The 13,351-nt window shown below is 55.7% G+C and carries 14 protein-coding genes and 1 tRNA gene; 6 read left to right on the top strand and 9 right to left on the bottom strand.

What is annotated here, in order from left to right; translation table 11 throughout:
- Positions 1-178 precede the first annotated feature (178 nt).
- From RPMA_RS07180 to RPMA_RS07165, 4 genes are all read left to right on the top strand, one after another.
- Positions 179-796 carry a recombinase family protein gene (locus RPMA_RS07180; protein WP_211912172.1) on the top strand — a complete coding sequence of 206 codons (618 nt, stop codon included), beginning with the start codon at positions 179-181 and terminating at the stop codon, positions 794-796.
- 498 nt (positions 797-1,294) lie between these two features.
- Positions 1,295-2,383, top strand: coding sequence for a DUF4268 domain-containing protein (locus RPMA_RS07175; protein WP_211912171.1), 1,089 nt, complete (start codon positions 1,295-1,297; stop codon positions 2,381-2,383).
- A gap of 289 nt (positions 2,384-2,672) precedes the next feature.
- A complete protein-coding gene (locus RPMA_RS07170) occupies positions 2,673-3,779 on the top strand; it encodes an ATP-binding protein (protein ID WP_211912170.1) in 1,107 nt (368 codons plus the stop codon).
- A gap of 89 nt (positions 3,780-3,868) precedes the next feature.
- On the top strand, positions 3,869-5,131 hold the full coding sequence (locus RPMA_RS07165) for a hypothetical protein (protein ID WP_211912169.1): 1,263 nt from the start codon (positions 3,869-3,871) through the stop codon (positions 5,129-5,131).
- Between the two features lie 430 nt (positions 5,132-5,561).
- Here RPMA_RS07165 and RPMA_RS07160 read toward each other — a convergent pair whose 3' ends face one another.
- Positions 5,562-6,068 (bottom strand): hypothetical protein, encoded by a 507-nt coding sequence (locus tag RPMA_RS07160; RefSeq protein ID WP_211912168.1) that lies wholly within the window; start codon positions 6,066-6,068, stop codon positions 5,562-5,564.
- A gap of 3 nt (positions 6,069-6,071) precedes the next feature.
- The gene (locus tag RPMA_RS07155; protein WP_211912167.1) at positions 6,072-6,461 is read right to left on the bottom strand and encodes a hypothetical protein; all 390 of its coding nucleotides are present in this window, start codon (positions 6,459-6,461) and stop codon (positions 6,072-6,074) included.
- 53 nt (positions 6,462-6,514) lie between these two features.
- Between RPMA_RS07155 and RPMA_RS07150 the strand changes: the two genes are divergently transcribed.
- Complete coding sequence (locus RPMA_RS07150; protein ID WP_211912166.1) at positions 6,515-6,694, top strand: helix-turn-helix domain-containing protein; 180 nt, start codon at positions 6,515-6,517, stop codon at positions 6,692-6,694.
- Positions 6,695-6,744: 50 nt separating this feature from the next.
- On the opposite strand, the gene RPMA_RS07145 is transcribed toward RPMA_RS07150, so the two are convergent.
- From RPMA_RS07145 to RPMA_RS07115, 7 genes are all read right to left on the bottom strand, one after another.
- Positions 6,745-7,122 (bottom strand): DUF3768 domain-containing protein, encoded by a 378-nt coding sequence (locus RPMA_RS07145; RefSeq protein ID WP_249225582.1) that lies wholly within the window; start codon positions 7,120-7,122, stop codon positions 6,745-6,747.
- Positions 7,116-7,682 (bottom strand): hypothetical protein, encoded by a 567-nt coding sequence (locus RPMA_RS07140; RefSeq protein WP_211912165.1) that lies wholly within the window; start codon positions 7,680-7,682, stop codon positions 7,116-7,118. The genes RPMA_RS07145 and RPMA_RS07140 overlap by 7 nt, the downstream gene beginning before the upstream one ends.
- Positions 7,683-7,899: 217 nt before the next feature.
- The gene (locus RPMA_RS07135) at positions 7,900-9,015 is read right to left on the bottom strand and encodes a hypothetical protein (RefSeq protein WP_211912164.1); all 1,116 of its coding nucleotides are present in this window, start codon (positions 9,013-9,015) and stop codon (positions 7,900-7,902) included.
- A gap of 237 nt (positions 9,016-9,252) precedes the next feature.
- Positions 9,253-9,996, bottom strand: a complete 744-nt coding sequence (locus RPMA_RS07130) for a hypothetical protein (RefSeq protein ID WP_211913875.1) — start codon at positions 9,994-9,996, stop codon at positions 9,253-9,255.
- Positions 9,956-10,150 carry a helix-turn-helix transcriptional regulator gene (locus RPMA_RS07125; protein ID WP_211912163.1) on the bottom strand — a complete coding sequence of 65 codons (195 nt, stop codon included), beginning with the start codon at positions 10,148-10,150 and terminating at the stop codon, positions 9,956-9,958. The genes RPMA_RS07130 and RPMA_RS07125 overlap by 41 nt, the downstream gene beginning before the upstream one ends.
- Positions 10,151-10,247: 97 nt before the next feature.
- A complete protein-coding gene (locus RPMA_RS07120) occupies positions 10,248-11,084 on the bottom strand; it encodes a hypothetical protein (protein WP_211912162.1) in 837 nt (278 codons plus the stop codon).
- Between the two features lie 83 nt (positions 11,085-11,167).
- Positions 11,168-11,242: transfer RNA gene (locus tag RPMA_RS07115), tRNA-Gln, on the bottom strand.
- 251 nt (positions 11,243-11,493) lie between these two features.
- Here RPMA_RS07115 and RPMA_RS07110 point away from each other — a divergent pair.
- A complete protein-coding gene (locus RPMA_RS07110) occupies positions 11,494-13,269 on the top strand; it encodes an acyl-CoA dehydrogenase (protein ID WP_211912161.1) in 1,776 nt (591 codons plus the stop codon).
- The last annotated feature ends 82 nt before the right edge of the window (positions 13,270-13,351 follow it).

The following is a 13,351-nucleotide window of genomic DNA, read 5'->3' as shown; positions in this document are numbered from 1 at the left end:
CGCCGACCGTACTCCGCTACGCATTTCCGCAAAATCAGCCGTTCAACGATCCCGGCGCGCCGGTTCACTTAGGGTACGCCCTAGGCAAACCAACAATAGGATGGTTCAAAAAATCGATTTGACCATTTAAAATGAACTGATATAAGTGAACCGGTTATATTGAACCGAGGACACAGCGTTGTTCGTCCGAGCCTACCTTCGCGCGTCAACATCGGAGCAGGACGCACAGCGTGCTCGCGAACAACTGAGGGTCTTCGCGGCCGAGCGTGGCCTGAGCATTGCCGCGTGGTATGCCGAAAACGAAAGCGGCGCGAAGCTGGCTCGCCCTGAGCTGTTCAGGTTGCTCGGGGACGCACACCCCGGCGACGTCCTTCTTGTCGAGCAGGTTGACCGGCTTTCAAGGCTGGGCACGGCCGATTGGGAGCGCCTCAAGGCCGAGCTTGTCGCTCGCCGCGTGCGGGTCGTGGCGCTTGATCTACCCACATCATGGATGATGGCAGCTAAGAGCACGGACGATTTTACAGGTCGTATGTTCGAAGCGATCAATGGCATGCTGCTTGATATGCTCGCCGCCGTGGCTCGCAAAGATTACGATGATAGGCGACGGCGGCAGGCTCAGGGCCAAGCCAAAGCCAAGGCAGAGGGCCGTTACAAAGGCCGTCCCGAAGATACCGCGCGGAATCAGGGAATAGCGCGGCTTATTGAGGCCGGAGAAACTTGGGGAGCTGTCCAGCGCGCTACCGGTTGCAGTCGTGCGACGATTGCCAAGATTGTGAAGCGTAACCACGCTATCTGACACAGCCGTCGCGAAATGCGATCCCTTGCGGGTCTGACTTCCCCGTAGCTCGAGCGCAACTTTCAGCACCTGTAATCTTTTGGCCAGTGTCCGAATAGCGCCGTTGGTCTGCGATAGTTCTTTTCACGTGCGGTGATCGACTTCGTCGTGAGGGTCGGCTTGCTGCTCTATTATTCACCATACCGTCTTGCCTAGCGAACGCGTTCCGCGCTCTGCATGTACAGCCTGAGAGACCAAAACGATTGCCAAGGCGGTGAAGGTGCGTAGCAGTTGCCATTCTCCTCAAATCATCCCGAGCGATTAGGATGGCAATGATGCTTCTGTCGCAATTATAAAAAGGCATCCCGCCGAAAGGAATTTGGAGACATTGCCCCGCAGTGAGGCCGCTAAAACACTTTGGCTGTCCCTAAGAGTTAGACTTTTGCCCTATTTGTTCGCAGGCTCGGAATATGCAGCTTTAGGGTGCGCGCGAATACGTAGTAAGTCGGGGGAAGACGGATGGCACTGTTCACGATCAACAATGACAAACTCGAGTCGGTACCGCTCACGTCCTATTCGCAAGAAGCGATACTAGAGAGAAAACACCTCCAGCTTCTTTTGAAAAATCACATCGCGCCTCTAGCGCCGGATCTGATGGTTTTGTGTGAAGAGTTCTCTGATTGGGAAGACAGCTCTCGCAGAATCGACCTTTTGTGCCTTTCGAAGGACGCCAACCTCGTCGTCGTTGAAATAAAAAGATCAGAAGACGGCGGGCACATGGAGCTGCAAGCCATTCGCTATGCGGCGATGGTGTCTAGCATGACATTGGAGCAAGCAGTTGCAGCGCACGCCCGGGACAAGGGCGGCGATCACGAGCTGGCGACTAAAGAGATTTTGGAATTTCTCGAGGTCGGGTCTCTCGATGCGATTGAATTGTCGGATGATGTCAGGATTATCCTCGCCGCTTCAAACTTCTCAGACGAGCTTGTTACCTCAGTGATGTGGCTCAACAAAAGTGGCCTCGACATCACCTGTGTTAGGCTAGCCCCGTACAAATTCGACGGAAAAATATTGATCGATGCGACGCAGATCGTCCCGCTACCGGAAGCTTCCCACTACGAGATCAAAATTAGAAACCAGACAAATGAGATTCGAAAAGTTAAATCAGCCCGACACGAAATATTTCGCAAATTTTGGGCTCAGCTGATTGAGCGAGCTCGCGCAAAGACAAGCCTCTTCGCGAACCGCACGACCTCGTCAGATCACTGGCTTTCCGCAGGGATCGGCCGCAGTGGTTATGTCTTGAACCTTATTCTGACAGAGGATCAAAGTCGCGTCGAGTGTGTGATCCGGCTCAAAGAAGGCAAGGAAGCTTCGCTCGCTGCATTCCAGAGATTGCAAGCTCAGAAAGAACCGCTTGAATCCCATTTCGGGGCGCCTTTGGAATGGCAAGAATTGCCCGGAAGGCTGAGTTGCCGAATAAGCAAAGACGTTGGCGCAGGATGGAGGAGCCCTGAGCAAGATTGGTCCGGCCTGCAGGATGAGCTGATCGAGTCAGCGATTAAGCTAGAAGCAACATTCCGAGGGCCAATCGAAAAACTACCTTGATCGAAGTCAGCTGTGAGGCCGGGGGTTGCGATCATTGGTCTTCCAGCGTCTAGGCGGAGAAAAGGGTTCTGGTGGGGGGCAGATCGAACAAAAGCGGATGTAGTACTCCCCCGATTATTAGCTCTTTAACATTGCGCAGCATCTCTGCGCAGCTCAGGATAGCGTTTCGCGACGTGGATTCGGACGGATCGCACCGCAACACATTTATTTATTGGCGCTAGCAATGTCGTTTGAGCATGAAGTTTATAGGGCACACACATCGGGTCGGCTGGATCAGAGCATTGTCGACATGTTTTTGCCTGACGGAGCAATCCGAAATATCGAAGGGCCGATGTGGGACTATAAAGTCGGATTTTGCTTGCCAAAGGCGGAGCTGCATCCCGAACCAGTCCTAACCTGTGAGCTGATGCATGACATCGCCGCGTTATACAACGCATTTGGCGGGTATCTCGTAATCGCGTTCAAAGAAGAAAATGCCGATCATTTTAAGCGGCTATGGAATAAAGACGATTTCGACAAGCTGACCGACAGGTATTTCAAGACTTATATTCCGATAGCGCCTTTGCTTTGTGATCGAACCATTGGCGGCGACAAGGCCAAATTGCTCCTTCTGCACGTAGCTAAACGATCCATTGGTCCGCCGATTGCATATAAACGAAACTCCGCGGCGCGGTCAGATCAAAGCTTGGTATTTAGACTGGATGACATACCACTGAGATACGGCTCCAGCACATTAGTTATCAACCAGCGGCATGATCTCTTAGTTTTTGCTTTTGGAGACCGCAAGGCTGATATCGGTGAAATGCCGGGGCCTTTGAATGAAGTCGACAACAATCTGCCAGCGCGTGATCCAAATCTCATCGAGTTCATCGGTCGCCGTGAGTATTTGGTCCAACTGTGGAATTGGCTCGCAGACACCCGCAATCCGGTAAAGATCCTCACAGCTCTAGGAGGGACCGGCAAGACTGCTATAGCGTATGAATTTTGTGAACAGGTTGTGAAAACCCGCTCTGAGGCGTTTGCTAAGGTTATTTGGTTGACGGCGAAGTCACAGACGTACGCAGCTATCTTACAAAAGTATGTCAGTACAACGCGAACAGACTTCACTGACATCGATACGTTTCTAGACGCGTTTCTAAGTGAAATAGGATGCTTGACTAGCGATTTTGAGCAGTTCGAAAACCTAGAAGACAAGCTTGATTTCGCGAAAGAGCTAATCAAGGACGTTCCTGTCCTGCTAGTAATTGATGATCTCGACTCGTTAGACCCAGACAAGCAAATTGAATTGTATTCTCGGATAGCGCAGCTGTTCGATCAAGGACTGTCAAAAACAACCCAAGCCGAGTCCTGTTTACGTCGCGTCTCGAGCCAAGCGCCGGTGCAAACAGGATATTGAGGATCGCAGGATTCACTCGGCAAGAGGCTTACGAGTTTGCCACATCCGTCGTCGGGCATTTGGGCGGCCAGCTCACGTTCGGGCCTAGCGTGTCTGAATGGATGGATGCAATCCATAACGCATCAAAAGGCTCGCCAATATTCATCGCATCAATATTACGCTTGGTCAGTTTCGGGGACGATCTCGAAAAGGTGCTGGCAAACTGGACCGGAAGGGATGGGGATGAAGTAAGGCGATTTGCGTTCAAGCGTGAAATTGACAGCCTCAACTATTCCGACCTGCGCGTGCTTTACGCTCTTCAGCTTTTGTCCTCATCAACCTTCGAAGAATTGTTGGACGTACTTGCGGAGGATAGGCAGTCGCTTCAAGCATCGCTGCTGCGAATGAGTCAATTTCATCTATTTGCAGGGAGCGGGAATCCCGCGACTGGCTCGCAGATTAGCATACCCGAGCCCATCAGGCTCATGGTCAAAATTACTCAGGAGAAGTTGAGTCCTCAAGACGCTGAAGATCTGCGTAAGAGAAGTGCGCAAGCGGTTAGCCGAGCTAAGGACGGGAAAAGCGAAATCGGAAAACGCGTCCGAGGGATTTCACTGCTTTGGACTCGGAAGCGTTACGCTGAAGCGCTTGCTGAAGCGCGGCGCGCCAGCAAAGACTTTCCGGGAAGTGGCGAAGTTAGCTTCACTTTGGGGCGAACGTATCTCCTCCAAGTTCCCCCAATCTATGATGCCGCTGACGAGGCGTTCAAGGAGGCAAATCAGAAGAAGTATCATTCGCGTAATCTACTTGAGTATTGGAGTCTCACTCGCTTGAAGAAGGGCGATATCGCGGGACTGTTAAGAATTACAAACCCATCCCTAGCGCCGAGCCTAGCTGGGGTCGCACTTTTGTACCGGCTAGCGGGCTTCTACCGACTGGCGATGACGCGCGAAGCGGAGGGTGATTACGCCACAGCTCTGCGAGACTATCAGCGTCTGATGACAGAGGCAGTCGATGCCATCAGACTCGAACGCACGGAGCCAGTCAATGCTTACGTTGTGCGTCTTGCATCGGCCGTGGCCGACTACATCATTGATGTTGCATTCAAATCTTATCGTCGCGAAAGTGTGGACCGGGTCTTAGAACTCGCTTTGATTTCTACGCAAGATGGCTTTCCGCCAATGCAAACCTTGAGTCGTTTACTACAAGAGGTCGTCTTTCAGTCACGCGCGGCTAAGAATGTCGGCCTTTTGCGAAGACGATCCGAGCAATGCGCGAAATTAGGACGTGCGCTGTCTAAGGCAATCGGGTCGGAGCATGTTCTCGTTACTGAAATTCGAAAAGCGGGGCGCGACTTGCAGCCATTTAAATGAGCGGCGCAAACGCGGTGAGAAGCATGCGTCTCGTCATTCCTTTAAATATTGCGCGGGAAGGCGAGCGAGCGGATAAACCTTATTGCTGTCTGGCCAGCCAACGTTTCGCCTGCTCTTGGCTAACAAGGTCCCCTACTGAACCTGAGCGGCTCCGCATGGACAACTTTGGCGGTAATAGGGAACCGGCCGCGGCCGCTCGGCTGGAACCGTTCCACCGGCCCGAAAGGCGAGTTCACCGCCTACGGTGCCGCGAGGGCCCCTCGCTGCCAAAAATCGCGCCAGTCGCCTTCGCTGCGGCTTCCAAGCGTGGTCGAGGGGGGGGGGCGGAAGCCCGCACTGAAATAAAGGAAATTAAGGTGCTGAGGTACCGTTTCGGATTGCGGCGTCAGCGATGCCAGCATCGGGAACGCGGAAGCGACAGCTCGGTCCTTTACAGTTTTGGGACCGGCACCCGGGACCTGCGGTACCTCTCTTGATCGGCTTTATCGGCAAGCTCTGCATCGACCAGATGAAGGCCGCGACGGGAGGGCGTGAACCTTAGAACCTTTCCTCCGTCCAACTGCCATTCGTAGCCCGGTCCAGTGGACCGGTCTTCCGGAACAGCTACAGCGGGCTTCGAAAATTGCTCGGATATCGATTTGACTACTTCCTCTACGCTCGAGTTAGTCCGCAACTCCGTGTAGATCGCAATCAGGGGAGTATCGTCTAGCTCCGGCGAAAACCACAAAGTCATGTCGTCGCATTTGACCCCGTAAGGAATGACCTCGCGCGAAAAGTTGACGCAACTGACGTTGTTCTTCCTCACAAATTCGCCCGCCTCGGCGAATGTCATTCCCGGGCGAAAGCCGCGAATATCTTGCTTGCCTTGAGCAAACGCGATGGTGGCTCCAAGGATCGTGCCGACTACGGTTATGCAATGGAGCTTCGAAATCATCATTTCCTACCAAAGTTTGTGATTAGATGAGCCAGCGCTGGTGGCGACTGCGATGCGGATGGGACGGCAAGCAGGAAAAAGTCCAATGGCCGAGCCCACGCTCAAATCGATTGGCCATGGATTGTCGGCGGGTTTGTCCAGATTAAGCATCGTAACGACTGCGCAGTTTTGCTCGCCATTCACGAGTACGCCTTCAATCGCGACCGCTTTGTCCCCGACGTTCTGAATGCGGATTTCGCCGCCCGGCCTTAGCGTCACATCAAGCTCGGCCCTTTGCGGCATCGCTAACCAGACAGCGGCGACGATCAACCCGACTGGCGCTAGGTACCACCACTGGGAACTGCGCTTGGAAGCGTGCGTCGCGGCGCTGTTGGTGTTCACTGGCAATTCACTCACGGTCGAATCCTTCCGTTTTCTCCCCGGGAGGCCGCATCCGTGCTGCCAAAGGCATGAGCCAAGAAGCCTTGGCGTTCGATGCAGAGGTCGACCGCTCGTACATCAGCGGCATCGAGCGCGAAGCTTTCAACCCGACCGTGGATCTGCTGGAAAAACTGGTTGAGGCTCTGTCGATTGACGTCGGGGAGCTTTTTAATGTTCCGCGAGGGGCAGCGGCGAAGCCAAATCCCTGAAGCCCGGACGTCGGCCAAAGGCCTGAGACCCGGATGCGTGGCGGTCGCGATCAGTACTCATCGGCCCGCATAATGGTCAGCACGCGCGTGGTCACCGAAGGATCGGTTGGGTCGGGCGAACCAAACTGCACCCATTTATCGTAGCAATCGATCTTCCAAAAAAGTCGATTGCCACTGTGATCGAGCGCTCCAAAGTCGTGTTCGCCGTACGGATCGTTATCGGGGCCGAACCCATCAAACGTTCGCACCGTTTCCAATACATGCGCGATCTCCACGCTTCCGAGTGCGGCTACGTGGTCCGTGACATGGACCCGAAAGCCTTTGCCGACGCTCGGTAGTTTTCGCCGGAAGATGTCATTGAGATCACGTATCCTCGCGATGCGCTCGGCCGAGGCGTCCACGGACGGAGTGTCGCGCGAGGTCAGCACGGTTTTGCCGTGGGATGAGGGGCAACCTGATCGCGGCGACGATTGAACGGCCCAAGCTCTTTAGCCGAGGTCCATTTCAGCGTGAGCGTGTCGCCATCGACGTGCTGAACCTCGCAAGCCCACCAACCTTCGTTGTCGGGATCTTGCGTGGCGAGGACTAGGGAGCCACGGACGAAGTTCGGGCGGCCATCACCTGAACCCGGCTTCTCCGGCACTGGCGCAGCGGCCTTTCCAGTGGTCGCGGGAGCAGGTGTTGGCGCGGCGGACGTCTTGGCCGGCGCGTCGCTTCCCGTAGCCGACAACAGCTGCTTGTAAAGCGCAGGCCGAACTTCCTGCATGCCTTTCGGCCACTTGGCCGATAGCTTGCCAGCTGGAAGCCGACGGGCGACGTCGCGGAGCCGCTCCGTGGTCACGCGCACAGCTTGCATCTTTAGCGACCGAGCGAGCTTTGCTGCTGCACCGGCGTCGGCTGACGTGAAGCGCGACGCCTGTCGCTTTGGACCAATGACAACCAGTGCGATATCGGTCGAACCGGTCGCCAACACAGGCTTAGTGCTCATCCGCTACCTCCAATAAAAAAGAGGCCCGGTTTGATGTGGGCCTCTTTGTCAGACTTGGACACGCCGAACAGCGTTGCGGGGACTGCGCAGGCAAAGGGAAAGTCAGCGTCAATGGACCGGCTCCGCAATGTAGCTTGGGTTAAGGTGCAAAAACCCTATAGGATTATATACTCTATGTCAAGCTTGTGGTTTGCGTCAAAAAAAACGGACTTTCGTCCTATTTCCTTGCACTTGAGCGCTGGAAGTGATGCCGAGCAGCGGTAGCTGACCATTCCCAATCGCGCATCAGAGCAAGCCACCTTGGCGTCGGCTCCTCGATTGTCCAAGGTCGCTTTTCCTCTCTCCGAAGCTCATCGCGGTTCAAATGATACGTCCAATCTTTCGTCCAACCCATGTCTGGGAGCTGCTGAACTGAAAAAGTCCCGCTGAAGGCATTCTGGCGACCGCTCCGCTGCGAGCGATTTAGACCCGAAAGAGCGTCGTTTCTAATCCGTTTCAAAGCTGCATTACCTCGTACACCGCCTGCAAAAGTCAGCCTGTCTATGTAGTGAAGTCTCATCACCGGCTGAACGGCAATCTGTGTGCTCGGTCTGGCAAATGGGGAGCTTTTTTGATGAAACTCTTTGATTTCGACGATCTCGCCGGTTGTCTTATCCAACTTGGGCGCTGTCTTTACCCATACTCTGTATTCCCCCGTCGCGCCCTTTGTCAGGTACCGAGCTAAACCTGAAAGGTCGCTAATTTCTTCTACATGTGCAGCTGGGCAGCCGGGCACGAACGATGAATGCTCTGCATTGATGCGGCTCGCAACCATCTTGAGCTTATTCATCTTCGCGCCAACGGTTATTAGATGGGCGTGAAACGACAGCTTCGGTGACGATCTCGTCGTGCCTTCTCCGAAGTTCGTATAGGGCGCTATCTCAACCATGGCGACGAAATCGAACCCGCGCATCATCTCGTTCACCCACGACTTTATACGTCGCAGATTGAAGGTTTTCGCATTCTCGACCGACATGACGTGCTCTCTGAGCGCGAAGGTCACGAGATGATGCTTTTGATCGAATGTGAATTCTCGAATATGGACCGAAAATATGGTCTTGAAGCGAATCCATGCTTCTGGATTGGCAGCTGACAGAAACGGGGCATCGCAAGGCAGATAGTCGCGGAGTAGCGCTTCCTTCTCCTCTGGAGCATGTTTGCAGCGAGCGGAGCTGATGTAATGTTTCACACGCTCTGCGTTCAAACGTAGATGTCGGGAATATTCATAGTGGTCAAAATTCACACGCCTTAAGCGCTCAACCTCCTTCCGCTTTTGCTCTTTTTCTTTCTCCATCAGCTTCCGTTCGTACTTGGAGTATCGGGGGGAGCTGTTTGAGGCATATGTCACCATTAGGGATTGGGGGGGGGTCATGCAGGCTGGGTGGGGCGAAATTGCTCCCTGCTGCTGAAATTCGGGTGTGTTGACGTTTGGGATGTGGGAAAAGCGGGTAACAAAGGATACGACTGTTTTACGGCCGTCATTCCCCTGAAGGTTTGGGCCTTGGGCAAGAAGCCCACGTCCGCTTTACTCTCATGGTAAAAGTCGCTTGGTCACGACCACCTCGTACTGCCAACGGCCACTTCCTGCCGCGCGGATGACCAGCGGCTGGATCGTGTTTTTATCCAGCACGACCGAGAACTCATGTTCACCATCAATGTTAAGTAAGGGCAGCCTTTTAGTTTGACGCGAATTCTGAGGATTGTCTCGTTTCGCTGTCTTTAGAAGTCCGTCAACGCCTCCGTTATTCAACGCGTGGAAAAGATCTTCTACCGCGAGCCGCTTTTCGAAGGGAACGATCAGCGCCCGATGATAGCGACTTGCCGTCTTCTGTGCCGCCTTTCCAGCTCCCGCATAAAGGTTGAGCGCTGCCCGTAGCACGGCACGGGCCGTGAAGTCTGCTTGCTGAAGGGAATGCTCAGCAACGAACAACTCCCACGAAGCTTTATTTCGTAGTAGGAAATGACCGACGTGGTAAACCAAGGCGAGTTCTCGGTGATGACTGCGGCGATCTTGATGCTGCGCTGCCAAACGTGTCTTTGTAGCTTCCCTGAGCTTCCGCGTGATTGCTCCCGGCGCTGAAAGGGCGATATCTTCCGGAAGCTTAAGAGGCGCGTTATGAATCAAGCGAAAGTTCGCAACTTGCGAACTGCGAGCCGCAGAGACAAGCGGCTTTTTTTGGACACTCGCCTTACCCGAAAGCGGCGATGGGTTTTTCTGTCGCATCGTACACCCGTTATGAAGTGACATGCGAAGTTGATTGGCGAGAGCACGCATCTACCCATTCAGTTAAACAAGCAGGCTGGTAGCGGATCACTCCACCTAACTTGCTATACTTTGGGCCGTTGCCATTCACGCGAAGTCGCTCGAGGGTTCGCGTCGACAGCTTCAAGATTTTTGCAGCTTCTTTTTGGGTTAGCAGGCTGGACATTTCACTTCTCCGGGTTTGAACAATGCAAACCTAGAGATTCAGCCACGTTAAAAATATTTGGACGCTCGCAAACCGCCTGAGATTACTTTTTTGCGCCCTACCTAATGCGAATTTTTGTAGCGTTTGCAACGCTGTAGGTCCGTGACAACTTCTGCTGCTGCGGTGAAAGCTCGCTCAGGCTTGGATCGGCGCTTTCTACTCCCCTCGGAAAATTGACAAACTCGAGTCTCCTTTCCGCCAGCAAATCCAGCGAAGCGATCAGCTGCGTTTGGATCGCGTTCGCACTTTGAAAGTAGGATGTCATCAACCTGACTTCAGACAGGCGGGCGAGCTTAGCGAGCGCACCGTCATCGTCAGGCGCAAGATCAACCAACGGCAATTTGCTGATCCTTGCCGCCAAAAGGAACGGTGACACGGCTCCGTAGTGAAACCATGCCTTCTTCGATGTGCTGACTGCGCGCGGCGGGCAAATCTCCGTTTTCGTAAATGGCGGAGCGAAACCGCCTTTAGCGATGAAGAAGCGGCACCGATTTAAGCTCGGGCGAGGAAGCCGAGGAGCTCGAACTAGATATTCCGCGGTAGCACATGCGAGCTTGTGTTCTTCTTCAATTGCTGCGTATTCGATGAAAAACGGCTCTTGTTTGTAGGCGCGGTCCAACAGCACATCCGCAACCACTGACGGGCTGAGGTACAGGTTCATGAGGACGTCGACGTCTTCGGAAACGGTGCCGACGGGCTGCACCTTCCCTTGCAATAGCCCGCGGACGACAAGCGCCCCAGCGACGGCTCGCGCATCTTCGACCATTCGTGGCCCTGCTGGCCAGTATAACCATGCACAGAATGTCGCCAGCGCAATCAATCGCTCGTGGGGGCGCGGCTCACGAAGCTCGAGCAAGACCTCGATCAGATCGATGATATCGGTGCGGTGCGTCACAAAGTTTCGCTCAGGGGGCGACTCGGGGTCGACTCAGCCATCTGAGGCGCGTTTTAGATGAAGTTTAAGCTATTGAAAATGCTTGGCTGGGGCGGGAGGGATCGAACCTCCGCATGGGGGAATCAAAATCCCCTGCCTTACCGCTTGGCTACGCCCCAACGGCCGAAACGCGGATCAAGCGGGTACAGCCCGCACTGTGCTTCGACTTCGCCGGTCTATAGAGAGACCTGCACGATTTCAACCACCTGACGGCAATGTTCCACGGCTCGCCGGACCTTTTCGCGCCGCGTCGTCCGTGCTTGGGACCAGCCCAAATGCGCCCTTTGGCGTGTTGAGGACCGCCTCAAATCGTGGGAAGACGGCGGAAAGCTGAAAAGCGTACCCACAGGAATTCCGGGAGCGAGATGCCATGACTTACCGAGCACCCATCAATGACATGCTGCTGTCCCTAAATCATGGTGCGGGACTGCAAGCGGCGTTGAAGGCCGGCCATTACGGCGACTTCGATGCCGATATGACCGCCCAAGTGCTTGAAGAAGCCGGACGTTTCGCCTCCGAGGTGCTGGCGCCGCTCAACACCGTCGGCGACAGGAACGGCATCAAGCTCGCCGACAACAAGGTCACCACGGCGCCCGGCTGGCCCGATGCCTATCAGCGCTGGACGGCAGCCGGCTGGAACGGCGTGTCCGGCCCCGAAGCTTTTGGCGGCCAGGGCCTGCCGCTCGCCGTCAATGCGGCCTGCACCGAGATCTGGGCCTCGTCGAACATCGCCTTCGGCCTCTGCCCGTTGTTGACCCTCTCCGCCATCGAGGCGCTCGATGCCCATGGCAGCGATGAGCTGAAGAACATCTATTTGGAAAAGCTCGTGACCGGTGAATGGACCGGCACCATGCAGCTCACCGAGCCGCAGGCCGGCTCCGATGTGGGCGCACTGCGCTCGCGCGCGGAGCGGCAGGCCGACGGCAGCTATCGCGTGTTCGGCACCAAGATCTTCATCACCTATGGCGATCACGACATGACCGACAACATCGTGCATTTCGTGCTCGCACGATTGCCCGATGCGCCGGCCGGCACCAAGGGCATTTCGCTCTTCCTGATCCCGAAATTCCTCGTCAATGCCGACGGCTCGCTCGGCGCCCGCAACGACATCTATGCATCCGGCGTCGAGCACAAACTCGGCATGCACGCCTCGCCGACCTGCACCATGACCATGGGTGATACCGGCGGCGCCATCGGCTATCTCATCGGCGAAGAAAATCGCGGCATGCTGTGCATGTTCACGATGATGAACCAGGCCCGCCTCGGCGTTGGCCTGGAAGGCGTCGGCATTGCCGATCGCGCCTATCAGCAGGCGCTGGCTTTCGCGCAGGAGCGCAAACAGGGCCGCGGCATCGGCAGCAAGACTGATGGCATGGACCCGATCATGGTGCATCCCGACGTCAAGCGCATGCTGATGCAGATGCGCTCGCTCACCGCCGCGTCTCGCACCATCTGCTATGCCACGGCCGTCGCGCTGGATATCGCCGCACGCTCGCCGGATGCCAAAGTGCGCACCGAAGCCGCCGCCCGCGGCGCGCTGCTGACGCCGATTGCGAAGGCCTTCTCCACCGATATCGGCAACGAGGTCACCTCGCTGGGCGTGCAGATCCATGGTGGCATGGGCTTCATCGAGGAAACCGGCGCCGCCCAGCACTATCGCGACGCCCGCATCACCGCGATCTACGAGGGCACCAATGGCATTCAGGCCATCGACCTCGTGACGCGCAAGCTGGCAGCCGGCGGCGGGGCCGCCGTCTGGGCGCTGCTCGACGAGCTCAACGGCATCGTCAAGCGCGTCGAGGGATCCAACGATCCGGCGTTCGGCACCACCGGCGCCAAGTTGCGTGACGCAGTGGATGCATTGGAGCGCAGCAGCAAGTGGCTGCTGGAAAAGATGGCTTCCGCGCCGAACGACGCGCTCGCGGGCGCCACACCCTATATGCGCCTGTTCGCTTCGGCCTTGGGCGGTTGCATGCTGGCGAATGAAGCCATGGCGGCCCGTGACGGTGAAGGCGACTCCGCACGCTATGTCTCGGTGGCACGCTTCTTTGCCGAGAATATCGCCGTGCAGGCGGGATCGCTGGAGCGCACGGTCATGGATTCGGCCGAAGCCGTGCTGGCCGCGGATTCCGCCCTCCTGGGCTGAACGGTATCGATATCCAACTATCCGCCGGTTCGGATTGATGTAACATCCGACCGGTAAGAGGCGATGTGCGCAATGCTGCGCG

The organism is Tardiphaga alba (assembly GCF_018279705.1).
Lineage (GTDB): Bacteria > Pseudomonadota > Alphaproteobacteria > Rhizobiales > Xanthobacteraceae > Tardiphaga > Tardiphaga alba.
This window is presented reverse-complemented; position numbering and strand designations above follow the sequence as displayed.